25 protein-coding genes and 2 pseudogenes are annotated in these 23,839 nt (G+C 43.7%); 7 read left to right on the top strand and 20 right to left on the bottom strand.

Features of this window, described 5'->3' with window-relative positions; genetic code table 11:
* Positions 1-290: 290 nt before the first annotated feature.
* From BJP37_RS39380 to BJP37_RS17125, 3 genes are all read right to left on the bottom strand, one after another.
* Complete coding sequence (locus BJP37_RS39380; protein WP_158069628.1) at positions 291-449, bottom strand: hypothetical protein; 159 nt, start codon at positions 447-449, stop codon at positions 291-293.
* A gap of 11 nt (positions 450-460) precedes the next feature.
* Entirely contained in the window at positions 461-1,600 is a 1,140-nt protein-coding gene (locus tag BJP37_RS17130) for a Na/Pi symporter (RefSeq protein ID WP_075900533.1), read from the bottom strand.
* Between the two features lie 240 nt (positions 1,601-1,840).
* On the bottom strand, positions 1,841-3,352 hold the full coding sequence (locus BJP37_RS17125; RefSeq protein ID WP_075900531.1) for a hydroxysqualene dehydroxylase: 1,512 nt from the start codon (positions 3,350-3,352) through the stop codon (positions 1,841-1,843).
* A gap of 84 nt (positions 3,353-3,436) precedes the next feature.
* On the opposite strand from BJP37_RS17125, the gene BJP37_RS39375 reads away from it, so the two are divergent.
* Both BJP37_RS39375 and BJP37_RS17120 read left to right on the top strand, forming a co-directional pair.
* On the top strand, positions 3,437-3,598 hold the full coding sequence (locus BJP37_RS39375; RefSeq protein ID WP_158069627.1) for a hypothetical protein: 162 nt from the start codon (positions 3,437-3,439) through the stop codon (positions 3,596-3,598).
* Between the two features lie 878 nt (positions 3,599-4,476).
* Positions 4,477-4,833, top strand: coding sequence for a Mo-dependent nitrogenase C-terminal domain-containing protein (locus BJP37_RS17120; RefSeq protein WP_075900529.1), 357 nt, complete (start codon positions 4,477-4,479; stop codon positions 4,831-4,833).
* 359 nt (positions 4,834-5,192) lie between these two features.
* Here the strand turns inward: BJP37_RS17120 and BJP37_RS44610 are convergent, their stop codons facing one another.
* From BJP37_RS44610 to BJP37_RS17105, 3 genes are all read right to left on the bottom strand, one after another.
* Entirely contained in the window at positions 5,193-5,387 is a 195-nt protein-coding gene (locus BJP37_RS44610; protein ID WP_369121422.1) for a proprotein convertase P-domain-containing protein, read from the bottom strand.
* 708 nt (positions 5,388-6,095) lie between these two features.
* The gene (locus BJP37_RS17110; protein WP_075900526.1) at positions 6,096-6,812 is read right to left on the bottom strand and encodes a biliverdin-producing heme oxygenase; all 717 of its coding nucleotides are present in this window, start codon (positions 6,810-6,812) and stop codon (positions 6,096-6,098) included.
* A gap of 639 nt (positions 6,813-7,451) precedes the next feature.
* On the bottom strand, positions 7,452-8,411 hold the full coding sequence (locus BJP37_RS17105; RefSeq protein ID WP_075900524.1) for a glycosyltransferase family 2 protein: 960 nt from the start codon (positions 8,409-8,411) through the stop codon (positions 7,452-7,454).
* Positions 8,412-8,555: 144 nt separating this feature from the next.
* On the opposite strand from BJP37_RS17105, the gene BJP37_RS17100 reads away from it, so the two are divergent.
* From BJP37_RS17100 to BJP37_RS17090, 3 genes are all read left to right on the top strand, one after another.
* On the top strand, positions 8,556-9,785 hold the full coding sequence (locus BJP37_RS17100; RefSeq protein ID WP_075900522.1) for a glycosyltransferase family 4 protein: 1,230 nt from the start codon (positions 8,556-8,558) through the stop codon (positions 9,783-9,785).
* A 505-nt stretch (positions 9,786-10,290) separates the two neighbouring features.
* On the top strand, positions 10,291-11,505 hold the full coding sequence (locus BJP37_RS17095; RefSeq protein ID WP_075900520.1) for a glycosyltransferase family 4 protein: 1,215 nt from the start codon (positions 10,291-10,293) through the stop codon (positions 11,503-11,505).
* A gap of 70 nt (positions 11,506-11,575) precedes the next feature.
* On the top strand, positions 11,576-13,960 hold the full coding sequence (locus BJP37_RS17090; RefSeq protein ID WP_075900518.1) for a tetratricopeptide repeat protein: 2,385 nt from the start codon (positions 11,576-11,578) through the stop codon (positions 13,958-13,960).
* Between the two features lie 303 nt (positions 13,961-14,263).
* On the opposite strand, the gene BJP37_RS17085 is transcribed toward BJP37_RS17090, so the two are convergent.
* The 11 genes from BJP37_RS17085 to BJP37_RS17035 all read right to left on the bottom strand — a co-directional run bounded on the left by BJP37_RS17085 (position 14,264) and on the right by BJP37_RS17035 (position 21,401).
* Positions 14,264-14,479: a hypothetical protein gene (locus BJP37_RS17085; RefSeq protein ID WP_075900516.1), complete on the bottom strand. Its 216-nt coding sequence runs from the start codon at positions 14,477-14,479 to the stop codon at positions 14,264-14,266.
* Between the two features lie 219 nt (positions 14,480-14,698).
* Positions 14,699-14,983: a DUF1816 domain-containing protein gene (locus BJP37_RS17080; RefSeq protein ID WP_075900514.1), complete on the bottom strand. Its 285-nt coding sequence runs from the start codon at positions 14,981-14,983 to the stop codon at positions 14,699-14,701.
* Between the two features lie 73 nt (positions 14,984-15,056).
* On the bottom strand, positions 15,057-16,106 hold the full coding sequence (gene rlmB, locus BJP37_RS17075) for a 23S rRNA (guanosine(2251)-2'-O)-methyltransferase RlmB (RefSeq protein WP_075900512.1): 1,050 nt from the start codon (positions 16,104-16,106) through the stop codon (positions 15,057-15,059).
* Positions 16,107-16,120: 14 nt separating this feature from the next.
* A complete protein-coding gene (locus BJP37_RS17070; RefSeq protein ID WP_143727651.1) occupies positions 16,121-16,609 on the bottom strand; it encodes a Mini-ribonuclease 3 in 489 nt (162 codons plus the stop codon).
* A gap of 37 nt (positions 16,610-16,646) precedes the next feature.
* Entirely contained in the window at positions 16,647-16,790 is a 144-nt protein-coding gene (locus BJP37_RS39370; RefSeq protein ID WP_158069626.1) for a hypothetical protein, read from the bottom strand.
* A complete protein-coding gene (locus BJP37_RS17065; protein ID WP_075900510.1) occupies positions 16,787-17,155 on the bottom strand; it encodes an STAS domain-containing protein in 369 nt (122 codons plus the stop codon). Before BJP37_RS17065 ends, BJP37_RS39370 begins: the two co-directional genes overlap by 4 nt.
* 533 nt (positions 17,156-17,688) lie before the next feature.
* Positions 17,689-18,828 carry a glutamine-hydrolyzing carbamoyl-phosphate synthase small subunit gene (gene carA / locus BJP37_RS17060; RefSeq protein ID WP_070393531.1) on the bottom strand — a complete coding sequence of 380 codons (1,140 nt, stop codon included), beginning with the start codon at positions 18,826-18,828 and terminating at the stop codon, positions 17,689-17,691.
* Positions 18,825-19,367, bottom strand: a complete 543-nt coding sequence (locus tag BJP37_RS17055; RefSeq protein ID WP_075900508.1) for a GIY-YIG nuclease family protein — start codon at positions 19,365-19,367, stop codon at positions 18,825-18,827. Before BJP37_RS17055 ends, carA begins: the two co-directional genes overlap by 4 nt.
* A 50-nt stretch (positions 19,368-19,417) precedes the next feature.
* A complete protein-coding gene (locus BJP37_RS17050; protein WP_075900506.1) occupies positions 19,418-19,744 on the bottom strand; it encodes a hypothetical protein in 327 nt (108 codons plus the stop codon).
* Positions 19,745-20,038: 294 nt separating this feature from the next.
* The gene (locus BJP37_RS17040; protein ID WP_075900504.1) at positions 20,039-20,986 is read right to left on the bottom strand and encodes a Sll0314/Alr1548 family TPR repeat-containing protein; all 948 of its coding nucleotides are present in this window, start codon (positions 20,984-20,986) and stop codon (positions 20,039-20,041) included.
* Positions 20,987-21,182: 196 nt separating this feature from the next.
* Positions 21,183-21,401: a hypothetical protein gene (locus tag BJP37_RS17035; protein WP_075900502.1), complete on the bottom strand. Its 219-nt coding sequence runs from the start codon at positions 21,399-21,401 to the stop codon at positions 21,183-21,185.
* On the opposite strand from BJP37_RS17035, the gene BJP37_RS17030 reads away from it, so the two are divergent.
* Positions 21,401-22,042: an ABC transporter ATP-binding protein gene (locus BJP37_RS17030; RefSeq protein ID WP_075900500.1), complete on the top strand. Its 642-nt coding sequence runs from the start codon at positions 21,401-21,403 to the stop codon at positions 22,040-22,042. The genes BJP37_RS17035 and BJP37_RS17030 overlap by 1 nt on opposite strands.
* Before the next feature lie 2 nt (positions 22,043-22,044).
* Positions 22,045-22,197, top strand: a complete 153-nt coding sequence (locus BJP37_RS39365; RefSeq protein WP_198954082.1) for a hypothetical protein — start codon at positions 22,045-22,047, stop codon at positions 22,195-22,197.
* 32 nt (positions 22,198-22,229) lie between these two features.
* On the opposite strand, the gene BJP37_RS43610 is transcribed toward BJP37_RS39365, so the two are convergent.
* From BJP37_RS43610 to BJP37_RS39360, 3 genes and pseudogenes are all read right to left on the bottom strand, one after another.
* Positions 22,230-22,355 carry a hypothetical protein gene (locus BJP37_RS43610; protein WP_269087013.1) on the bottom strand — a complete coding sequence of 42 codons (126 nt, stop codon included), beginning with the start codon at positions 22,353-22,355 and terminating at the stop codon, positions 22,230-22,232.
* A pseudogene (locus tag BJP37_RS17025) lies at positions 22,346-23,491 on the bottom strand (glycine amidinotransferase). Before BJP37_RS17025 ends, BJP37_RS43610 begins: the two are co-directional and overlap by 10 nt.
* A gap of 47 nt (positions 23,492-23,538) precedes the next feature.
* A pseudogene (locus BJP37_RS39360) lies at positions 23,539-23,839 on the bottom strand (hypothetical protein); the annotation flags it as partial.

The raw sequence follows: 23,839 nt of genomic DNA, 5'->3' as shown, positions 1-23,839 counted from the left end.
CTTTTTCCTCAACCCCCTTGACAATTGGCATACAGGCTTAAGTTGTCACCGATGGTGATCGGGTATGTTCTATAGACTGTAACTCAAAGGGAACGCGGCAGTCAATAGTTGATATTAAATTTCAATAAATTTTGCTCAACCTATCCTAAGCCTATAACCTAAGAGTTAGCCTTAGAGATGTTAAATCAATGTGATGTATTGCTAAAGCTTGCTATAGCAAGGCTTGAGCTGGTTAGTTTAGCAATAATTATTATCAATTTACTCTAGAGAGTTAAGTGGACTATAGAGAATCAGCACTCGTAAGCTGTCAGCCGTTGGCCATAGGCCACGCTACGCGAACAGCTGTCAGCCGTCAGCCAAAGGCTCACGCTATGCGAACAGCCTAATGCTTTACATAAAGGCTGTTCGCGTAGCGTGCGGATAGCGCATAAGCTGTTCGCGTAGCGCATTAGCTGAATGCTTACAGCAAAGTGGATAGACTTAGAAGTAGTACCGGAATCAAGAAGAAAACGCTTCCAATATATAGGAACGCTAAATACTTCCGCTCACTGGCAACAGCGGCTAAGGTTTCTGCACCCAGGATTGGCATTTGTCTCAACACAGGAATGCTGTAGATGATCACAACGGCGAGGGTGTTGTAAAGTAGATGTACTGTAGCTATTTCTAGAGCAGGGATTGGGTTTTCGGTTATTCCGGTAGCGGCAAGTAAGGCAGTGATACAGGTTCCGATATTTGCCCCTAGGGTGAACGGATAAATTTCTTGTAAGCTCAATAAACCCGTACCAGCTAGGGGAACGATCAGGCTGGTGGTAGTGGAGGAAGATTGCACGATTACAGTGACTAGTGTCCCAGAAGCAATCCCAGCCATGGGACCGTTACCGATAGCAGTGTGCAACATCTGATTCGCTCGTCCTACCATTAGGGTTTTGAGCAGTTTGCCAATGAAAAAGATGGATAGGAAAATAAGACTGATACCCAAGACTATCAGGGCAATACCATTAAATGGTTCTGGAAAACTATTACTAACAGTGTGAAGTCTATCACTGACTGGAGCCGTGGCGAACTTGATTAGGTTAATGTTGTTTAAATTAATCGAATTTCCCCCCACAACCAGGCTTGTTAAAAACAGACTAATCTTTTCTAGGAAGTGAGTGGTAATTTCCAAAGGTAGGAAGATTACCACACTAATCAGATTAAAGAAGTCGTGGATGGTTGCAGCAGCAAAAGCTTGTTTAAATTCGTCCTTATTTTGAATATGTCCTAAACTAACCAGTGTATTAGTAATGGTGGTGCCAATGTTAGACCCCATAACCATAGGAACAGCCGTTGCCACTGGCAAACCACCAGCTACTAGACCCACAATAATCGAGGTTACTGTACTTGAAGATTGAATTAAAGCAGTTGCTAGGATACCAACAATTAAGGCAGCAAAGGGATTAGTAGCAAACTCGAACAATTCCTTTGCTTGCTCCCCAGTAGCTGACCTAAAGCCTGTACCAATTATCCCTACTGCCACAATCAGTAGGTAAACCAAAACCAGAATACCTACCCATTTGTAGAAGGTAACAACAAGCCTGTTTGAGTTCTGAACGCTTTCCATTACTTTACTACAGTGTTTGTATTTGGGTGGTGAACATAGGATTGAACTACAAAGGGAACAGGGAACAGGGAATAGGGAACAGGGAACAGTACTAAAAAGCTTGGATGTTTTTTTGTACTGGTGCAAGCTCTCAGTATGATGTACACAGGATTTTTGGATTTTTCCCGATTCCCGATTCCCGATTCCCGATTCCCGATTCCCGATTCCCTGTTCCCTTTTCCCTAAAATTCCCAAATTAAATCAAGGTAACCAAAAATTACTAAATAACGTCTGACCAAACTCCCGTACAGTTTTGTTAATCTTACGTGTGACCTGAATATGAAATTCATCAGCATCAACAGGAATAATCTTGGCCAGATTCCCCTGTCTAAAGCGCCTAATCACCAAATTTGCTGCCTCTAAACCGGTAACATAGGCTTTTTCCTGAGACCAAGAACCGTGGCGAGTGATAATCCAATCCCCGCTCATAAATACATTTTCAATACTAGTGGTTCGCTGCATCATATACTGATAGCTACCGGGAGCAAAGTGAGTCACCCCTTGGGGTACTCGAATCACAGTACTGTCAATCAGATTTGCCTCTCTAAAACCAGAAACACAGGTGCCTAAGTCACGCTGAACTTTCTGGATAATCTGCTGATCACTCAGGGGTAGCAACTGGTTAGCATGGTAAAAGTCTGCTTCAATCACGCTACCAGGTTCATCCCGGTACTCATCGTGCAAAGCATTAAGGTCAAAAAATGTCCAACCCGTGGTGGCATCAAAGCCAAAACAAGCATTAGAGGGATGGCGAATCTCAACTTTGCGGTCAAACCATAGCCTGGTTGATAGCACATCAATTCCCCCTAAATTCATCAGGTTCCGGAATTCCTTGCGGCTTTGGAGCATGGTGCTACTCTGAAGGATTTTCTTCATACCATTGATACTGACAGCAAAAATCACCGCGTCAGCCTCAAAGCATTCATCACCACAGATCACCCCTTTGGCCTTGCCTGTGTGGTCTATGATAATGTCATTGACCCGTTTATTGGTAAGTACCTTTCCCCCGGCTTTCTCAATCTGTTCCACCCAGGGTTTAAATATCATCTGTGCTACCGTTCCTCGGCACCAGACCACATCAAAGTCCGGTTGGTGAGCCAAAATGAAGTAATACAGCATTCCTAGGGCGGCTGCGGCTGAACATTGCTCTCCTGGAGCAAATAAACCCACTAACAGCATGGGCTCAAAGGAATCCTTGTACAGTCGAGCCGAAACCCCAAACTGTTTAAATAATTCACGGGCGGTTACCGAGTCATACCTAGTCCACGCCTGGTGGGAATTATCGAAGTCAATAACGGCATAGAGCAGGGGTAAGGCAGAGAGTCGATCAATCAGGGGTAAGCGTTTAAAGTCGGGGTAGAGGAAGGTTCCTAGAGGGGTGGGAAGTCGTGGTTCATTTTGAAAGATCGGGGATTCGACTTCTAATCCAGCAGGGGAATACTGAGAAGAACGGGTGAAAGGAGTGAAAGGATTGAGTCGGAGTTCCTTTACCAGCTTGAAAATGTTGTGATAGGGATACCAAAAACCATGAATTCCCCCTTCTACAGAACGTCCACCCCCTGTTTTCCATCCTGCCACTAAACCACCGGGATAGGAACTTGCTTCTAGGAGAGTGACATCGTAACCTTGTTTGGCTAAGTGGTGAGTTGCGCCTAAGCCTGCCCATCCAGCACCGACTACAACTACTCGTTTTCTTTCTGAGAATTCTGACATTGACCTAAACTTGAGTCTATTGACAACTCTTTTCTCAGGATGACATAATTATGAAGTTATGTTAAGCTAATTCCGTGATCACTCATGGGATGCTCCTTTGGAGCCGCTAAGGGAACCCATTCGGACAATCCTCAATACAGCAGTGGCTATTACCCACCTATTTTCATTGAAGTTGGGAAAAACCTCCCTAAAAACCAGTACATTAGTCCTATTGAACCCAAGATATTGGCTTGCTTTGAGCAATAAAAAAAGAAGCCGTTGCCCACGCGCCCTGGGTCGGTAAAGCGGAATCCCAATTAAAATTTCCAGCTTTCTAAAATCAAAGAAGAAATAATCTCAGGATTATTGATAATATAGGCAGTTTGTTGACATTAATTCAAAGTCAATTATGATTGCTATACTATCTTTCAACTTTTATCTGTAGTTTTTGATACGGATTTAGATGAGCTTACCCTGGGTAAGCTGTTTGTTTTGGTAGTGTTATAAGATGCTGGCTGTTGAGTGTTCACCAGCAACAGTCAACAGTCAAAAGTTAACAGTCAACAGTCAACCAATTAGTTTTATCAAAAGTTCATAGTTTGATTGGTCTTTCTTCTTTTAAGCTTTACCAAACCTTTCCCTTGTATTTTTATGCTTGAAATAAGGATGGCTTTTAGCTGAAAGCTGATTAAGAATGGCTGATAGCAGCTCAAGTAGCGTGGCCATTCCCTTAGGGTGATCAAGGCTGAATGCTGAAAGCTTAATTAATAAGTTCAGTGGTAACAATTGAGCTCATGTCCGGTTGTTTTGGTAGTATTCATCTTTGATGAGCTTTTTGGTAATAGGTAAGAGCTCTGGAATAATCTCAATTACCAATTACTAATTACTAATTACTAATTACCAATTACCAATTACCAATTACTAATTACCAATTACACAAGCTTTACAATACCTAGGCTCCTGGACATGCTATGACTTCTAGCTATATAAATTTTTATAACTTACCGCCAATATGGCAATACAGCTCAATAGTAATCGTGTTTGATTACTGGATGTCTACCTACTTAACTAGAACTCTGTAAAAGGCATTCCACAGTAATACCTTTGCTGAGGACTTTATTGATTAAATTTAGAGATGTATAGCCATGTTCACAACCAACAAGCAAAGTACTAATCCATCCCTCTCAGAGGTAGCTGATCTCAATAGCAGTCTCACTCCGCCTGAGCCACTGGCCAAAAAACGTGTTGACTTACTAAAACCTGTGCGCCAATGGCTGGATCAAATAGAAATTACAGATCAAACCCTAGCTAGATTCCTATCCAAAATTATTCCTGGTCAATGTCCCTTTGAGCGGGATTTAAAACTTTTCGGTCACTTAGTACTACACATCCCTCCCCTATGTAAGCTCAACCCTCTCTATGAGCAATTAGCTAGCCTGCGTTTCCGGGCTCTGTGTTACCTAGTGGATCAGTGTGGGGAGGATATTCAATTTTACGCTTGAGAGGGGTATATAGCGCTACGCGCAAGTAAGAAGTCAGAAGTCAGAAGTCAGAAGTAAGCTATGAGTAAGTTTCGGAGTTTACAAATGTCTTAATCTGAATGCGTAGTGCTATACCCCTTGCTAGTTATGCTGAGCAAGGGGCTTCCAAGTTGACAGAAGACTGCCTGCTAAACACCTTTCGACCGCGAACAGGTCTTACGCCCCGATCTCAGAAGCACTCAGCCAAAATCCTCTGCTTTGCCTATGCATCACCTATGCATCACCTGCGGTGAATGGGAGAGTAACCAACTCCTCAACAGGAATTCCACCCAAGCATCAACAGATGGTGACAGCAATAATCACCAATTCCGATAGTAGCTTTAAATAGATTGAGTATACCCCAAATCTAAGCTCCAAGAACCCAAGGAACCCGAGTCACCAGCCGCGTTATCTTTTATGATCAGCTGCCAGCTTCCAGCTGCAGAAAGACCATCAAATGCTGATAAGAATTCTACGGGGTGATAATTCCCAACACTTGTGAATGACCTAAACCAAAAAAAAGGCTTATTCCACAGCAGAAAAGTTTTCTTTAACCTATTTTGTCTTATATTTTAAACACAGAGGCTATAAATTTCAATGTGATCAGTTATACGGCGGTTTGCATAACTATCAGGTACACAGGATTGTTTTCCCGTAAGTATTCAGCTATCAGCTATCAGCTATCAGCTATTAGCTTAAGCGCTACGCGCACGCGTGCGCGTTCAGCTATTAGCTTATGCACTACGGGCACGCTGTCTTGATGCAGTCGCTCATGGGGGTTTCCCCCAAGACCGCGCTGAATCGCTACTTGAGGTACTTTTGAATAAAATAAGCTGAACGCGCACGCGTGAGCTTTTAGCTCACGGCTGACAGCTGACGGCTGAATGCTTACGTTTTCCCTCTTCCCTATTCCCTATTCTGTGCTCCCTGCTCCCTGCTCCCTGCTCCGAAGTCCCTAAAAACCTAGAACTTTGTACCTAACTGAATTGCAAACCGCTGTATTTATGTTAATTATTTTTTCAATTTTGCAACATTAGATTGTCAATTAGTAGTTAGTACTCAAAACGTAAGCATCCAGCCTAGCACATAAGCTAATCGCTGATAGCGATAGGCTGAATGCTTACCTCCAAACTACTAACTACTAATAACTAATTACAGGATACTAAAGCTAATCGCCTTGATTTCTAGTTAAGGTGATTAGTCGCCACCCATCTTTGGTGCTAATCGCAGTTTGTGCAATAAGCTTACTCAGCTGTAGCTAGTTCTGTGCTGCCACGAACGCGACGACGGGTAAGGGTGTTGTATAGCATGATACCAATGGCTTTAATCAGGTTACCCTCCAGTTCCTGGAACATCTTCATATTCATGCCAAAGGCAGCATTAGCTTCTTCCACAATCCGATCCGCTGTGGCATTATCAATGGGTAGCTCATCCATGGCTTGCCGATACTTAGTCTTGAATCCCTTCTCATCAGGGATTTGCTTGAATTCATAAAAAGCAGTACCTTGCCCATCTGATAAGTTCATCCCGCGCTGGGCAATCTTTTTGAGAATTTGTCCGCCAGATAAGTCCCCTAGATAGCGGGTGTAGGAGTGAGCAACCAATAGTTCTGGTTCCTTCTCAGACATATCTTTAATTCTTTGCACATACTCTTTAGCCGCCACTGAAGGGACTACTTTGTCTTGCCAGTTAGAACCGTAGTAATAGCATAGGTCTTGCTCTAGGCTCTTTTTCCGATTGAGCTCTTGGAAGTAGATTTTTGAAAGAATGGGGTGTTCCCGATGGCGCTCCATCTCCTCTTCCATCGCGGAATAGACGAAGTAAAGGTTGGAGACTAATTTCCGGTAGGAGGTTTTTTCAACGGTTCCTTTCAAAAAGCACTTGACAAAACCCACATTCTCTGCCATGGTATGGGATGTTTTTGTGCCTTCACGCAACTTGGTGGCTAAATTGGTACTCATTCTTTATTTTTGTTCCTAAAGTTGACGTTATTTGTATTACTACTTACAGACAAGCGAATATCTTTCCAAATTTTTAGAGTAAACTGATTTAATGAAAAATTTTGTTAAGAATTCTTACGTAAACCCGAGATCCTACCTCCCCCACCGTCAGAGAGCAAGTTCATAGATCCTGAAACTGATCAGTCTAACAATGGTTTGATCAGTACACAGAGGGGGGACGGGAGAAGTTGTATGCTAGATTCAAAGGCTCAACTGTCGCAACCATCCAAAAAGCTCTAGAAACTAGCAAGACACCAGGATTCTTTAAGTACAAATACTTAAGGAGTGGTCAGGATTCAGCTCTCAGCTCTCAGCTCTCAGCTCTCAGTTCTCAGCTCTCAGCCATTGGCCTGTGGCCACGCTATTTGATGTGTTTATGCCCTACCTGCAGAATACTTGAGGTGCTTTGAATAAAATAAGCTGACGACTGAGTGCTGAGAGCTGACAAGTAGTCTGATTAAAGGCGGTGCGACAAGGCACTGCCCGAACCTCACCAAGGGAACGGGCACCAAAAGAGTGGAAATTTGCTTCAGCATGGTGAGGCTGCCAATGCCTTGGCAATTTAATCAAATTTTTTCTAGCCCGGAATTCCCAGAGAGTCTATGGCTTGAATTGACGCAACACACTAAACGCCTGAGAACGCCATCCTTGTGGCAATAGGGACAACACCAAAGCAACCCAAGCTTTTGAGGGGGAGCAAGCTTTTCCTGACCAAACTAATTCACGTCCGGTTGATGTTTGTCCAATTTCAATCAGCCGCAATCCTAGTAGTAGCTTAGTTTCCGTCAGACGCGATCGCCTAACTGTCTCCAACATTTCTGACTCAAAGTTATAACTTTCTAGATAACGCAGTTTATCCTGTAAATAGGGAATTGCTCGACTAATCCCTTGCTGTTGGGCATGGAATCGATATTCCATTAACAATTCGGGTAAATAATAAGCTTTCTTTCCCGCAATAGCCAGCCGAACGAATAAATCATTATCTTCACAATTTTGGATGTTAGGACGCATAAATTCTACATCTTTCAACGCCTGCATCCGAAATAACGTAGCGCCAATTTGAAAGCTCTGCTGAATAAAAACAACTTCAACTAAATTCTCAACAATACCTTTGATTAACTTAGTTCTTCCCCACCTCTGAGAGTTTAATTTTGTAGCTGGTTCATCCCTAATATTATTAATATTAATTACCCAATGATCTGTCCCGACAAAATCAATACTATGGTCTGGCTCTAAGATAGCGGTTGTTTTTGCTAAAAATTCAGGTGTCAGCCGGTCATCATCATCAAATTTAATAAAATATTCCCCCAATGCCGCATCAAATCCAGAGCGCATATTATTACTTTTTCCAATATTTTTGGGGTGACGGATGTAGTTAATTCGGCTATCCTGATACTGGGACATTAACTCAGGAGTGTCATCAGTTGAACCATCATCACAGACAATTAATTCCCAGTCTTGATACGTTTGTTTAATAACACTGTCAATCGCATAGGGAAGTAAATTAACGCGATTGAATGTAGGAATACACACACTAACCTTGGGTACTCGTTGAATCATTGTATTGTTATAGATGAAACTATCAAGCCACTCAATTCATTGGTTTGTTGACATAAAATTATGCTCTTGGATGCCTGATATCAAGTCCGGTTATAACGAACTAGATATGACTTATAGCAACTTCTTACCTAACCTGAAGATATGATGAAAATTCTCATGCTATCTGCCACCTTTCCTTATCCCCCCACTAGGGGAGGAACTCAGGTACGGACATTTAATTTACTAAAACATCTTAAGTTAAGTCATGATATCACCATGATTACTCAACGTTCAGAAGATGTCACGGATCAGGAAGTGGAAAAACTCGGGAAATGGGTAGATGAATTGGTGGTTTTCCCCCAACCAAAGCCTTGTGAACCCTCAGGAGGAATCTGGGGCAAAGTAACGCGATTTAGTAATTTTTTACGCCAAGGCATCCCCCCCAGTGTGCTACATCTCTACTCTCGGGAAATTCAGCAATGGATGGATGAAGCTGTGGCGGCTGGACGGTTTGACATTATTACCTGTGAACATAGTGTAAATGAAATATATGTACGACCGGAATGGCGACAGCAGCTGGGAACGGTGGTGAATATTCACAGTTCTGTTTATGGTACGTTCCGTAATCAGTTGGAAACAGGAACCTCGGAAAATCAGCTCAGAGACCAGTTAAATTTACCCCTGTTGCGCCGCTATGAGGAACGATACTGTGCCAAATTTACTGGTCTTGTGGTCACAACACCGGAGGATCAAAGCCAGATAGCTGCCTACAAGCCATCGGGTAAAATTGTGGTGATTCCCAATGGGGTGGATTTGACTCAATTTCCCCAACGCACTGCTGACCCAGGGGGACATCGCCTAGTTTTTATTGGAGCTATGGATAACCGACCCAACATTGATGCTGTAAGCTTTTTCAGCTTGGAGGTCTTTCCAGCCATTAAAGAACGCTATGGAGATGCTAGCCTGGATCTGGTCGGAGCAAGACCAGTACCTTCGGTGTTGGAGTTGGCAGCATTGTCGGGAATTACGGTCACCGGTCGTGTGCCATCAATGGTAGAGTATCTCCATCAAGCAACTATCTGTGTGGTACCGATGCGCACTGGCTTTGGCATTAAAAACAAGACCCTGGAAGCAATGGCGGCTGGGGTACCTGTAGTGGGAAGCGATCGCGGTTTGGAGGGACTGGCGGTTGATGGTGCCAATACACCCCTGCGAGCATTGCGGGCAAATCATGTTCAGGAGTATATTAGCGCCATCACTAGTTTGTTTGAAGACCCACAACTGCGAGCAAAGTTGTCTCAAAACGCGCGCTCGTTGATCGAGCATGAATACACCTGGGATCGGGCTGGTCAATGCTACGAACAAGCCCTAACTCAGTCAGTGGTTAGGAGTTAGTGGAATATGTTCATTTAAAAACTTCCGAGAGTAGGGAAACTCCGTAACGGTGGTAAACCCCTATAAATTACCGTGACTGTAAGTCATAGAGAGATTAGGCTACGTGGTGTTGGTAAATCGGTAAATTTGAATTTTTAACTATATTTTCTAGAGGAAAATTCACAATTAGTATAAATGTATTGCTATGAAGATATAATACATTTATACTGTCCGATTTTTGCGGTAGTGTTCTTTGTGGTTGTTTTTTGGGTTTTGGGTAATAGGTAATCGGGAATTACTCTGAAGTAATCAGAATTATCAAAAAACCCAACCTTGGCAATATCTATCATCACGAATTTTAATACAATAATAAGTTGGAGTAAATTAAAATGATGAAATTTTAATAAAAATTTATAAAAATTTTAACTAGTATAAATAAATTAATCCTTAACTCATGTAAAAAGTGAGATAAGCATGAATTATTGCCTGTCCTTTCCTTGTGGTCAATTATTGCTAGTAACGTCCTATGAAGATTCTAATGATCTCCACCACCTTTCCCTATCCGCCAACGCGGGGGGCAACTCAGGTCAGGACGTTTAATTTACTCAAGTACCTGAGTAAGCGTCATGCTATTACCTTAGTTACTCAACGTTCTGAAGAGATCACGGACATCGAGGTAGAAAAATTGCAGCAGTGGGTGGAAGAACTGGTGATTTTTCCCCAACCGCAGCCATCAGAACAAGAGAAAGGCATAAAGGAGAAATTACAGCGCTGGAGTACTATTTGGCAACAGGGAACGCCCCAGAAAGTACTCCAACTCTACTCAACTCCAATGCAGCAATGGCTGGATCAGGCTGTAGAGGCGGGACAATTTGACCTGATTACCTGTGAACACAGTACCAATGAAATTTATGTGCGACCAGAGTGGCGGGAGCAGCTGCGAACTGTGGTGAATATTCATCATTCTGTATACCGGAAATCTCTGGACAAGCTGGAAACCAAAACATCAGACAATCAGCTGAAAGACAAGTTGAATTTGCCCCTATTACGTCGCTATGAAGAACAATATTGTGCTAAATTTACAGACATTGTAGTCACAACAGCAGAAGATAGACGGCAAATAGAATTATTTGAGCTAGACAGTCAAATTACATTGATTTCTAATGGGGTTGATGTTAATTTATTTCCCAGACGCATCTCTGATCCTGGTGGACACAGATTAGTATTTACTGGGGTGATGGATAACCCACTAAACATCAAAGCAGCTCGTTATTTTAGCCTAGATGTGTTCCCAGCAATTACAGAGCGCTATGCTGATACCAAGCTAGAATTGGTCGGACCCAAACCGGTGCAAGCAGTGCTAGAGTTAGAAGAGATACCAGGGATTAGTGTAACTGGCGCAGTGCCTTCTTTAGTAGACCACCTTCATAAGGCAACTATATTTGTGGTGCCAATGCAGAGTGGATTTGGGGTCAAAAATAAAACTCTGGAAGCGATGGCAGCCGGAGTACCGGTAGTGGGAAGCGATCGCGGTTTGGAGGGCTTGACAGTTGATGGCGGGGATGTCCCTTTGCGGGCATTGCGAGCAAATGATACAACAGAATATGTTTATGGCATTAGTCGGTTATTTGAAGACCGCCAACTCCGTAAACAACTGTCTGAAAATGGGCGAGGGTATATTGAACAGAAATATACTTGGGAACGTTCTGGTGAGCTGTATGACCAGGTAATCACAGGTTGAAGGGTGTAGGGTTAGGGTGCGCTTCTTTCAAACTAGGAAAAAACTAGAAAGATAAACCATTAAAACATCAGTGCAAAAGTCTAGTAGAGGTGGTTGGTTAACAACCATTGGCGCGATCGCTGCCTTAATCACCACTAGCGGTATCATTGCCGGTAGTATCTGGGTGGCGGTTATGTTGATTATTGACCCTGATTCGATTGTCTGGATCAATCACATTTTGCCGAGTTGGGCTCGTATCCCCCAGACTGTTCCTTCATCTGCCCAGACATTTGCCCAAATTCAAGGGGAGATTCGTGAAAATGGACTAACGGCGAGCACACCCGTTGCCCTTAACTCTGACTTGCTGCTACCGATTTTGGCATCACCACCATCATGCCAAAGTAATTGTAACCAGATTGTGGAACTCAGAGTCTATCAGCCCCTTGAACAAAGCAATAGACAACAGCAGTATTATCAGCTAGTTAGTCAGCTGCCGATCACTGCTCCGGTCGAATATTTTGTGCTGTCTACCCAAGTGAACACAGGATCGGATGATGCAAGTGTCTCTCGTTCACTACCTTTAACCAAACTCGATCGTTTCGATGAACAAGCTCTAGAGGAAGGGTTTTGGTTCAACCTCTCGGGTCACGTGGTCTCAGAAAATACACCCGAGAGCTATGGACAAATTATTCACTACAATCCGGACCAGACACACCTGAGTATGATGTTGGAGTGGAAAAGCCCTAATGAAGGTCCTCCCTATTGGCAGGAAGTGACCGGTGGTGCTACTCCAGAATTAGTGGTTAATCATACTGTAGGCTTGGAACCCCAGTTCAAGGTTTACCAAATTCAACCTCGGTCTTTTGTTCCTAACCCGATTTATCTAGAGGAAATTTCCCTGACCCAAGCAGCGATAGATACTAAACCCTATCAGAATGGTTTACTCCTAGCACGTCATGGTTTGTGGTCTGATGCTTGGCAATGGTTGAACCAACAGAAACCAAAACACTGGTCAGCAGAGGCTCAAGCCCAAATGGATTTGGTTAAACTGCACGCTCAGGTGACCGAGTCTCAGGCCAATCAAATTTGGGCAAGTGCCAGTGCCGCTATCTTTGCCTATCTCCTGGATGGTCGCTGGGGGGAGGCAAAAACAGTGTTTCAGACGGCAGTGGACCGTGCTCAGTTGGGGGATATTATCACCATGCTAAAGACCGATTCTGGGGGATTGTGGCAGCGGGTGGAAGCAGCTCTAGAAGTGAATCCTGATGACAGCAATGTACAAGCTTGGGGAGGGTTGATTTTGGCAGCCCAGGAAGACCCTGAAAAAGCGATCGCATGGGTGAAGGAATTACCCCAAACTAATCCCCAGGTTTACCAACTCCTCAACCATATGGAAAATGCCTTAAACCCAGTTCCAGCTATCGTCAAGCACTTCAGTCAACTGGTTGGCAATTCAGAAATAATTCAAACTGTCAACGCAACGGATTGGCTGCAACCGGAAGATGGAGATGGGGGAATAGGAGAACAGCACTGCCAAAGGCAACAGGACAGTACTGAATTAGTTTCTGTAGCAGAGGAAGATAGTATAGCAGTTTCACCCCTGTCCCCTTGTCCATCTGTCTCCGTCACTCTAGAAAAAAACCCCGAGGAAGTTTGGTATCAAGTACAGGTAAAAGGATTTCACGATGGTCAGGGTTGGCGGTGGATGCCGTTTTCTGATTTACAGCTGCCCACTTTGACCAAGGGAAAGCGATTGTGGCGATATTTGGGCTTAGACGTTGACCCCCAGATTCGGATTAGCCTTTGGAGTGACAATGGTATCCAGCAGTCAACCACAGCTACGGTCAAGGGGGTTTCCTACCAGGAAGGGATGATTAAGCTGTTGGCAGCAGGTGGGAAATTCCCTAGTGAAGCTCTAGCTGTTGATGGCTCTAATCAGCACCTGCTAGCACACACGGAGACCGGACTGCGCTGGTTAGACCCAAGTGCGATCACTTTGTCAGCACTCTACCACCTTAACCCCGAGTCGGTGTCAGCCATGCTGCCAGTACTATGGCAGGAGTTAATCAACAGTGGTCAGTTCTCCTCAGGACCGCTTCCTAGTTTACCAATGATGCTTCAGGAGATCGGGCATTGGTCAGTTAGACCGATCGAGCTGACTGGCAACAACCAACCAGAAGCGGTCATAACCTTATATCAAGAAATATCGGTTACCTCAGAATCGACCGACGTTGGTCTATCGGATAGTAATAATGACGGGATGGATACAGATAGGGCAACTACTATCTACAAACCCCGCACCATGATTTTTTCCGACACAGGAGCCTTACTCTACAGCGAATTTTCCCAAGATTCCAACACTTCCATGACTGCGATCGCGGATTTAGGGGATGGCGGTCCTGCGGCTATAGTCATTGATGAACCGAATAACTATAGCGTTAAGCGTTGGTCAGCCAAGCATCAGCGTTTTGAGTAATGCTTGTACTTATATAGCAATTATCATAGGTATGAGGTACAGAGTTTCTGGTTTTAGGGAACAGGGAACAGGGAACAGGGAACAGAGAAGAGTAACCCAACCCTAACCCCTCCCAGGAGGGGAATAGGGATGCGCTGCCTCAATACTGTACCTTATAACTGCGAAAAACACTATAATAGTTGTACTTAAGCGCATTGGTTAGACCTCTTGCAAAAGTATTTTTCTGATAGTGTTCACGTCAATTCTTGTCCACTGTTCCCAGATCCGCTGTTCCCTGTTCCCGACAACTGCCGCGAAGTCTGTTCAACGTAAAACCAACCGTTGTTGCTTAAGTAATTGCTGCTGCTGCCAGAGGGATTCAACTTCTGCCTGTAAGTGAAGGTACTTTACTTGTTGGTCTACCCCATAAACCGATGTCATCAATTTCTTCAGCTGGGGGTCACCAGTGACAACAGAACGGGAATTGCTCTGGCAGTGGGCATTGGATAAATCTGTCCTATGGTCGGAAGAAGTTAACATCTTTATATTAAGTATTTTTGCTTGTTAAAAACTCCACGTAATTGTATACCAAATTTCCAGCACATGCTAACTATACTTGGAGCGGTCAGCGTTCTCAAGGGATGCAAGCTCCGAGAGCTGCGCTGACTTCGTCAGCTTACGGGCTACTTTAACTAGAGACTACTTAGAGCGTTTTCATGCTTCACACTTAACACCCTACAGGTTAAACTTCATCCTTTTTCAAAAAATCGGCTTACTCAAGCTAGACGATTTGTCTAGTTCAGTTTGTTCTGGCAACTCATCAAAAATTGTTAGTCTATTGGGTTTGCAGCGTTTGAGAGTTACCATAATGCCTTGAGCTCCTTCATTTTCTAAGTCTTCAATGTATCCATATTTGGCAGCCTGAGCCTCCTGCTGGTTAACAAAGGGTCCAAAGTAGTAGGTACACTTGGGGGTTTCGGTGATGATTTCCACCCAAAACGCTAACCCTAAGACGTCGAAGATTTTGATTAAGGCTTCTTTCATGAAATCTACCTAGTTTCAAGGATAATCTCTGTTAATTTAATAGCCTTTTAAACGTTTTTATCCTCCATTTACTTTACTTTTCTTGTTTCACAATCTGTTGATTGGAATTAGTATCTAGATACAGTAAGTCTGACCAACGCTGCCGATAGGTTTCATATAACACCATAGCAGTTGCTGCTGAGGCATTGAGGCTAGGGGTCTTACCCTGTAATGGAATTGAGACTAACATGTCACAGCAGCTTTGTGACCTTAGGCTTAAACCATTCCCCTCTGAACCTATTACCAATACGACTGAACCCGTCAAATCAACTTTGTGTAAAAGTTTACCAGTACCGGCAGCAGTTCCGTAAATCCAAAAGCCCGCAGTTTTCAACTGCTCTAGGGCATTACTGAGATTGACAACTCTGGCAATAGGAAAGGTTTCTAGAGCTCCTGCTGCCACTTTCCTCACAGTTGAGGTGACACCAACAGCTCGACGTTGGGGTATGACTAAGCCTTGAGCGCCTAGAGCTTCTGCTGTACGAATAATCGCCCCTAAATTTTGAGGATCATTAATGCCATCACAAGCCAATAAAACTGGCTGCTCAGTTGCCCATTTTGCTTTGTCAATTAAGTCATTTAAATCTATGTAGTCGTAAGGTGCTATTTGAGCTGCCACACCCTGATGGTTACCACCTTTAGTAATTTGGCTCAGGCGTTTTGGTGCTACTTCATCAATTACTGTACCGTTAGCCTTGGCTTTAACCAGTAAAGAGTGAAAGCGAGGATCGTAACGTAGCTGGGAAATAATCCAAACTCGGTTTAACTGGTGCTGGTTTTGGAGAGCTGCTAGAACTGAATGACGCCCGTAGATTAAGTCACTCTCTTCTTCTGTGCTACTTACAAGTTTTGACTTAGGGTACCCATGCTCCTTCAGCTGAGTTTCCTCGGAGTGATGGGAATGTTTTGGCCGTGGTTTTCGAGAGTGGTAGTTCTTTCGAGGGGGTTTCCCGTTCTTGTGAGAATTGCCTGGGGTCGAACGAGATAATTTTTTATTCTCACCTTGCCGATCAGAGGACTTCCCTGACTTGATCTGACCAGAAGCCTCAGAGGAGGCATCAGAGGAGGGGTTTTGATTAGCCATAATAGAATTAGTATTTATGGGGTGTCGAGTTGTAGATGAGCCAATAACTGGGTCAAGCGTTGAGTATCAGTAAGGTAGAGGTATCCCAGTAAGGTTTCTAAGCTACTAGCTTGTTGATAGATTTCTCGATTGAGACGCCGGGGGCTCTTTGTAGCAGCATTCCGTCCCCGCCGTAAAATGTCTTTTTCAGAAGCAGTTAGGTAAGGTTCAAGCGATCGCAAAATCTTGGCTTGGCTTTCTGCTCTCACGTGAGCCACTACCTGGTTATGATAGTCACAGATTCGCCTAGGTGGTAGCAGATAGTGGGTTCGGATGTAGAGTTCATAAACAGCATCTCCTATATATGCCAAGGATGCTGGGGAAATCTGTTTAATTTTGGCGATTTGATCAACTTTCGCCATGAATTGCCTAAATCGAGACTCTGTCCACAATACTATAGAGTCAGCTTCACCGCCATGGCTATCCTCTTCCAAGGGGTCTAATTGTGCATCTGTCTGAGCCATATTTGGGGTATCACTGTCTTTTGTTGATTAGACCAAATTAGACATCCTTCAACAATTTCTGCTTCCAGTATTCAATAAATTTTCTAACAGGGAAGTTACTCACACTCAACTCTGACCAATTCCCCACTGCTGAGAAAGTAAAGGCGGGTTTTGCCCCCGCCATCACCATCGATTTTGTCATTTACCCTTGACGTTCTCCTCAGCTACCGCCAGAGAATCTTGCAGGGAGAGAAATTTTTCTAGGCGCACTAGTTTCACAGTTTGAGTCACGCGGGGATTGGTCACGACTTGTACACTTCCCTTAGAATTTTGAGCTTTCTTTACTAGCTGCACCAAAGCACCCAAACCAGAGCTATCGACAAAATCAATTTTAGATAAGTCCAGAATAATATCCGCTGGACCTTCATCAATACATTTGCCAATGACGTTACGGAGAGTAGATTCCGAAAAGGCATCTAGCAATCCAGTAAGGCGGAAAATTTGATAATTTGACTCGACTTGGCGAGTGCCCCTTAAACTGACTGTAAGGGTTAGTTGTTCAGGAATAACACCCTCCTAGATATAGCTTATAAATATCAATAATCTAATACTTCTACTGTCAAGTTGACTACTGTGACAGTAGATTGATGACTTGGCTACCGTTTATACACGCGCCCTATCACCATAGCTTGGTTTGTTGGTTAGCACCTCAAGGGGCTAAAACAACGTCAATTTTTTATTATACAACAGTATCAGAGTGTGGGGGGTAGGGTGAGCGGGTTTGGGGGTAGGGTAAAATTAAGCCAGCCGCAATTGTAACCGATTAATTATAACTGAAGCAGATTTCTTGGTTTGCTGGCAATGCAGGGGCTATTTTATAGTCCCACACCCGGTCACCCTACAGTTGGGGTTTGGCATCGGCGATTATGAGTGATGCTCCTGGGTCGCCGCTACGCGAGTCACGCGTTTCGGCAAAGCCGACGCTACGCGAACGCGTAGCGTGGCCTACGGCCTCAGCTTCCGCGCTTATGGGAACGCAAACCCTCGCAGAAGCACTCAGCTTCTAGTCAAGGGCTTTGTGCGATTGGCCGTAGGCCACGCTACTTGAGGTGCATCAGCTCGACAAACTGCTTAAATAAATAGTCAGCATCGTGAGGACCAGGACTAGCCTCTGGGTGATACTGTACTGAGAAGAACGGTAAGGATTTGTGACGCAACCCTGCCACAGTGCGGTCATTCAGATTTAGGTGAGTAATTTCCACCTCCGTGCCTAAGGTATCGGGATCAATAGCAAAACCATGGTTTTGGCTAGTAATTTCCACCATTTGCTGCAAACCGGCTGGGTGATTCAAACCTCGGTGACCAAATTTAAGTTTAAAGGTCTGCGCTCCTAGGGCAAGACCAAGAATCTGATGTCCCATGCAGATGCCAAAAATAGGTTGCTGACGCTCCAATAACGCTTTGGTGGTTGAGATGCCTTCCAGTACTACAGCCGGATCCCCTGGTCCATTGGACAGAAATATCCCATCGGGATTATATTTAGCAATTTCTTCTGGCGGTGTATTAGCAGGGACGACAATTACCCGACAATTGTAGCTAGCTAGACGTTTGAGAATATTACGTTTAATCCCAAAATCAATGGCAACAACTGTCAAAGGCTTGTCCTTTTCCACTCCATCAACCCCAGGACCGAACTCCCAATTGGCTTCCGTAGGATCAGACCATTCGTAAACCTTGTCAGTGCTCACTTCTTTAACTAGATTTAATCCTGCCATACTCGGAGCCGCTTGCACTTCGGACAATAACTCAGCAGAGTCAAGGATTTCTGTGGAAATAGCACCGTTTATGGCACCAATGGAGCGTATTTTGCGGGTTAATGCCCTTGTATCTATGCCATAAATTCCTGGGATGTTGTGTTCTGCCAGATAATCGGGCAAGGACTGGGTAGAGCGCCAGTTACTGGGACGGTAGCAGATATTACGAGCAATTGCGCCTCGGATTTGAGGATGAGCAGATTCTTCATCGGATGGGTTAACACCAGTATTGCCTAATTCTGGATAGGTGAAGGTCACAATTTGACCGCAGTAGCTGGGATCTGTCACCACCTCTTGATAACCCGTCATAGCAGTGTTAAACACTACTTCACCAATGGTTGTACCAGTCGCTCCGAAAGACCAGCCTTGGTAAGTTGTGCCATCAGCGAGAACTAACAGAGCTGGATGAGCCGTTGAGATAGTCATTTTATATCAAGTAAACCCTTTTCTTTAAGCTTAGGATTGAAGCGAATTTCAGTCTTTACCCCTCGGGATTCTAGCTCATCTTTAATTTTAGCTTCAACTCTCCGAGCAATTTTTTTTAGAATCTTCGTTTTTGCTAATTCCTCACTTTGCTGATAGTCTAATTGCTCTGCTTCAGTCATTGTGGTTTTAGCATCAATCGGCTGACTCCACAAATTTTTCTGCTCTCCATTACCCACGGGGATAACACCATTCTCCTCAATCCATGCCTTACGAATCGTTTCTAATCGACTCCGGTCCGGTTTTTCAATGGTTTCTAGTTTTAGCCAATAGCAGGATTGAGGCTGACGAACTAAATGTTGTTTGATGCTGATATATATATCCCGGGAATAATTAACAAATTTCAGGGTTTTATCCTGGTCAAAAATTGCGTATACACCAATCTTTTTTTGTAAAAATTCTGGTATATTTCCCGTTTTATCCAGATAGGGAATAAATTCTAAATCCCTCAGAGAGGGAATTTGATTATCAGAGGTGAGCATAGGATGGGATTCAAAAATAAGATTCAAAAATAAATAATATCAACAAAATATTATTGAATTTTGCGATAAATCGCACAGAGGCGACTGGGATTAAAGATTTTGGCTTTGAACATGAAGTTAGGAGGTACGTTAATGATGATATAATCATCAGATTCCTGATACTGCTCATATTCCGCTGGCATTCCCTTAGGGGTTGAAGTGGTGTAGGGAACTGGTTTAAACAGTAATTCAGTAAACTCAACCCTTAAGCATTGAGCCGCTTCAGCTACTTGAGCCAAAAAGTTTTCCCCGATTAGTAAAGCAAATAAGTGCTCTCGGGCTTCTGGAGCTAGGACAAAACTGCTATCGAACTTGTTAATTATCTTGAGGCGAACCATAAGTCAAGGACAATCCCGAATTCTTTACCAGAGTGATTATACCTGATCAAGATTCACTGTTGAACAAGACTTCCGTTAAATATACTTCTGAGTTCTAAGTCCTTAGTAAAACCTGTGACTGTACACGAATCCTGTAGGATTGGGATAGGAGCAGCCACAAGGAATGCCCCTAAACCTGCAACCTGCAACCTGCAACCTGCAACCTGCAACCTTCAACCTGCAACCTGCAACCTGCAACCTGCAACCTGCAACCTTCAACCTGCAACCTTCAACCTTCAACCTTCAACCTTCAACTTAGTCATCCTTCTGAACCACTTCTGTTCCCCGCTTCCGGATGCGATTCCGCTCCTTCGAGCAATTTCTATTCCCATCTGTGAGTTTATTTTCAAGTTTGCACTGCTCGTAAGTAATTTGGGCAGCGTGGCGTTTTGGCAGTTGAGTCTGTTTTTCTAATGCTTTGTTAAAAAAATCTAAACTTTTTTCCTCCTGCCCCAGTTTTCGCAAAATTTGTGCTTTAAGGTAAAGTACATCTGGGTTGCTTGGTGTTGTTTCCATTGACCGGTCTACATAGTCTATTGCCTTAGAATATTGCTTTAAATCTCGATATCCTACGGCAATGCCTCGATAGGCTAAATAAGAGGGTAAAGCATAGGTTTCTAACTTGTCAATGGCTTGAGATGGGTCAGAAAATGGTAAATTAACTGCTAACATTAAATCCATGTAGCCTGTAATCAAGTTTAGCTCTGGATCATTAGGAGCAATTTCTTTGGCTTTATCCAGATATTCAAAAACTTTCTGTAATTTAGTCAAGGCGCTGATGGGACCTTCTTTTTCAAAATCGTAAGCTCCTTCCAAAAAATAACCGACTGCTGTGTAGAGATTACCCCGCAAGGGATCAGACGGAATCATTTCCTTAGCTATATCCAGAGTTTTGGTTCCGTAGCTCTTAAAGGTTTCCCAATCTTGATCTAAGTAAGCTAGAGAGGATAGCATAGCATAGGTCATGGGTTCTTTAGACTGCCTAGATTCCGATTTTTTTAGATAAGCTTCAGCCTGTTTATAGTTTCCATCCTTGAAGAAAAAGTCAAACGCATCTTGAACAGTGTCATCAATGTCCCGAGGATTACTGTCGCGAAAGGGGTCAGCTGCTAAGGTGGGCATTCCCCATAAACCGATTAATACAACTGCTGTGCTGACACAGGCTTTAACTATCCGTTTTGGTGCTCGAAACCTTTGGTTCATCGTCATTCTGGCAATATTAAAAATATATGCTACTAACCTCAGTACTGACGTTGCACTTGATGCCAGGTTCCATGGTACCGGAAGTTGGGGCATAAGATGGTAAGTAAGCATTGAGGGGTCAGCGGTCAGCGGTCAGCGGTCAGCCGTCAGCTTTTGGCTGACGCTACTTAAGGTCCTGATTTTATTCAAAAGCACCTTAAGTAGCGTGGATGTAGCCCATAAACTGTTCCAGTAAAGTGGCCAATAGCTTAGCGTGGCCATAGGCCAAGGCTGATAGCTGATAGCTGATAGCTGATGGCTGATGGCTAATGGCTGATAGCTGATAGCTGATAGCTGAGTGCTTACAATAGTAATGTCTATGAAATCTTGAAACCTCCGGAGTCTTGGAAGAGGGGAAGGAGTGGGCAAAAGGCAATGCTATATCTTAGAGACTTAACCTATCATCCACCAGCTAGCTCCACCCCGATCTTGAAGGGTCTGAATCTAGAGCTAGCACCACAAGAATTGGGACTAGTGATTGGTGTTAGTGGTTCTGGTAAAAGCACATTATTGGAAATTTTGGCAGGATTAGCCCAGCCCACGGCAGGAAACATCTTTTGGGGAGAAACTGAACTCACAAACGACCATCTACCACAACTGGCAGGATTAGTGTTTCAGTTTCCAGAACGGCATTTCTGTGGTAAGACTATCCTGGAAGAATTGCGGATGGGACATCCAGAGTTGGGGTCACAGAGGGTTTATGATGCTTTGGGGGAAGTGGGACTGGCTGATTTTGCCTTGCATACCTCACCCCATGCTATGAGTGGTGGTCAGCAGCGACGCCTTGCTCTAGCAGTACAACTGATTCGTCAACCCCATATTCTGATGTTGGATGAACCAACAGCTGGATTAGACTGGTCTATGCGAAGACAGTTAGTCAATCTGCTGGCAAAACTCAAAACCCATTGGACACTCCTAGTGGTGACTCACGATGCTAAGGATTTACTGCCTATTGCTGACCGTTGCTGGACTCTTAAGCAAGGGGAATTAAACGCTGTTGATTTAGCTAGTGCTTAGTGGTGAGTGTTGCTAACAGCTATCAGCGGTCAGCGGTCAGCGGTCAGCGGTCAGGTTTCAGCTATCAGCCGTCAGCCGTCAGCCGTGGCACAGGCTTTGGCCTTGGCCTTTGGCCACGCTACGCGAATGGCCACGCTGTGCGAACGACGCTGTGACATAACTTATATTAAATGAATGCTAACCTGTTTTATTCAAAAGCTGTTCGCGTAGCGTGCGCGTAGCGAATTACCTGATGACTGATCAGCTGATAGCTGATAGCTGATAGCTGATGGCTGATAGCTGAATACTTACTAGTGTTAGTTTCTAACCACAAATCGGTTGATAGTTTAAATTTGTAAAATAATCTTCACACTCACCTTTTCGGCGAATGTCCCAAGTTGCACAATGAAAAGACCCCCCAAATTCAAAGACATGTCTAAAGGGTAAAGGAAAAACCTCAAATCCATGCTTATCCAACAATTCTTGGAGAGGTTTTTCTCTTTCCTCACAGATAACCTTTGTCGGTGATATACTCAGAACATTCATTGACAACCACTTACTGGACTGGCAAAACATTGGCATTTCATCATTCGAGCAAGTGGGTTGAGGAACTGTGATAAACTCCCAGCCATTGTCTTTAAATATCTTCTCCTCCTCTTCCCGTATAGGTCTTTCAGGGTTTGTCAAAATAAGACCTGGTCGCAAAGGAACAAACGTACAGTCAATGTGTGAGGGGAAAAAATCAAGGGGAAAATGAACAGGGTGAACCCGAAATCCTCTTGGTTCTAGGTGCTTTTTTAACCACCGAATTCCTGTTCTATTTGTTGTCATCGATTCCTGAACTAATATATCTTTTCCTAATCTGCTACAGTCAGCCGCATCAAAAATTACTTCATCTTGTGTAATACAAAACTCAAAATCATGCATACGCTTAAATCGTTCTTCTAAAGACAGCTCCCAGAAAGTTTCTAGATACATACTATCCTGCATAGTCGGTTTAGGCGCAGCATTCCAAATCATATGGTCGTCTTTATTCCAATATTCATAGACTAATTTCCGGTAAGGTAAGTATTCAAAAAATCTTGCTCTCTTCGACATAGTCGCTTCCAGGATTTCATTACCAAAGGTAATCATGACATCCCGAGGACAGACTGCACAGTATTGATTTGCCACTTCAAAGTAAGGGGTTTTTATAGATTTAGTGAAATCAATTTTTTCTGGTCTTCTTACTATCACATTGTGGTCTTTTAATAAATAAGCCAGTCAATTTAATTCTTCATTAGCTTTTTCAAGGACTTTAGGGTCTTTAGGTCCACTGGGGAAAGGAATGATTTCCGCTAAATTCTGATCTCTTAATTTCGGATGATTCCCTGGTTCTTTTGGTTCAAAGCTAGCGTAGTCTGCAATTCCTACGACCATTTCTTCCAATTCATCCCATTCATTCCAGGAATTAACAATTTTTTCCGACATTTCTGATCTCCTTATCTATAACGTACTAGCTAAATTTTGCGCGTTGCCTAAATGCGGAATGATTTTAATAGTTTTGTATAATGGGCAAGATGCCCGTTCCAATCTGTGGAATAGGCATCTTGCCCGTTCCAATCTGTGGAATAGGCATCTTGCCTGTTCCAATCTGTGGAATGGGCATCTTGCCTGTTCCAATCTGTGGAATGGGCATCTTGCCTGTTCCAATCTGTGGAATGGGCATCTTGCCTGTTCCAATCTGTGGAATGGGCATCTTGCCTGTTCCAATCTGTGGAATGGGCATCTTGCCTGTTCCAATCTGTGGAATGGGCATCTTGCCTGTTCCAATCTGTG

This window comes from Moorena bouillonii PNG, assembly GCF_001942495.1.
Taxonomy (GTDB): Bacteria; Cyanobacteriota; Cyanobacteriia; order Cyanobacteriales; family Coleofasciculaceae; genus Moorena; species Moorena bouillonii.
The sequence above is the reverse complement of the archived record's forward strand: the minus strand, read 5'-3'. Positions and strand labels throughout refer to the sequence as shown.

Excerpts from the sequence above, each read along its gene's own strand:
- BJP37_RS39380 (WP_158069628.1), bottom strand. The coding sequence starts at position 449 with ATGCGCTACGCGAACAGCTTATGCGCTATCCGCACGCTACGCGAACAG.
- BJP37_RS17130 (WP_075900533.1), bottom strand. The coding sequence starts at position 1,600 with ATGGAAAGCGTTCAGAACTCAAACAGGCTTGTTGTTACCTTCTACAAA.
- BJP37_RS17125 (WP_075900531.1), bottom strand. The coding sequence starts at position 3,352 with ATGTCAGAATTCTCAGAAAGAAAACGAGTAGTTGTAGTCGGTGCTGGA.
- BJP37_RS39375 (WP_158069627.1), top strand. The coding sequence starts at position 3,437 with ATGGGATGCTCCTTTGGAGCCGCTAAGGGAACCCATTCGGACAATCCT.
- BJP37_RS17120 (WP_075900529.1), top strand. The coding sequence starts at position 4,477 with ATGTTCACAACCAACAAGCAAAGTACTAATCCATCCCTCTCAGAGGTA.
- BJP37_RS17110 (WP_075900526.1), bottom strand. The coding sequence starts at position 6,812 with ATGAGTACCAATTTAGCCACCAAGTTGCGTGAAGGCACAAAAACATCC.
- BJP37_RS17105 (WP_075900524.1), bottom strand. The coding sequence starts at position 8,411 with ATGATTCAACGAGTACCCAAGGTTAGTGTGTGTATTCCTACATTCAAT.
- BJP37_RS17100 (WP_075900522.1), top strand. The coding sequence starts at position 8,556 with ATGAAAATTCTCATGCTATCTGCCACCTTTCCTTATCCCCCCACTAGG.
- BJP37_RS17095 (WP_075900520.1), top strand. The coding sequence starts at position 10,291 with ATGAAGATTCTAATGATCTCCACCACCTTTCCCTATCCGCCAACGCGG.
- BJP37_RS17085 (WP_075900516.1), bottom strand. The coding sequence starts at position 14,479 with ATGTTAACTTCTTCCGACCATAGGACAGATTTATCCAATGCCCACTGC.
- BJP37_RS17080 (WP_075900514.1), bottom strand. The coding sequence starts at position 14,983 with ATGAAAGAAGCCTTAATCAAAATCTTCGACGTCTTAGGGTTAGCGTTT.
- rlmB (WP_075900512.1), bottom strand. The coding sequence starts at position 16,106 with ATGGCTAATCAAAACCCCTCCTCTGATGCCTCCTCTGAGGCTTCTGGT.
- BJP37_RS17070 (WP_143727651.1), bottom strand. The coding sequence starts at position 16,609 with ATGGCTCAGACAGATGCACAATTAGACCCCTTGGAAGAGGATAGCCAT.
- BJP37_RS39370 (WP_158069626.1), bottom strand. The coding sequence starts at position 16,790 with ATGACAAAATCGATGGTGATGGCGGGGGCAAAACCCGCCTTTACTTTC.
- carA (WP_070393531.1), bottom strand. The coding sequence starts at position 18,828 with ATGACTATCTCAACGGCTCATCCAGCTCTGTTAGTTCTCGCTGATGGC.
- BJP37_RS17055 (WP_075900508.1), bottom strand. The coding sequence starts at position 19,367 with ATGCTCACCTCTGATAATCAAATTCCCTCTCTGAGGGATTTAGAATTT.
- BJP37_RS17050 (WP_075900506.1), bottom strand. The coding sequence starts at position 19,744 with ATGGTTCGCCTCAAGATAATTAACAAGTTCGATAGCAGTTTTGTCCTA.
- BJP37_RS17040 (WP_075900504.1), bottom strand. The coding sequence starts at position 20,986 with ATGAACCAAAGGTTTCGAGCACCAAAACGGATAGTTAAAGCCTGTGTC.
- BJP37_RS17030 (WP_075900500.1), top strand. The coding sequence starts at position 21,401 with ATGCTATATCTTAGAGACTTAACCTATCATCCACCAGCTAGCTCCACC.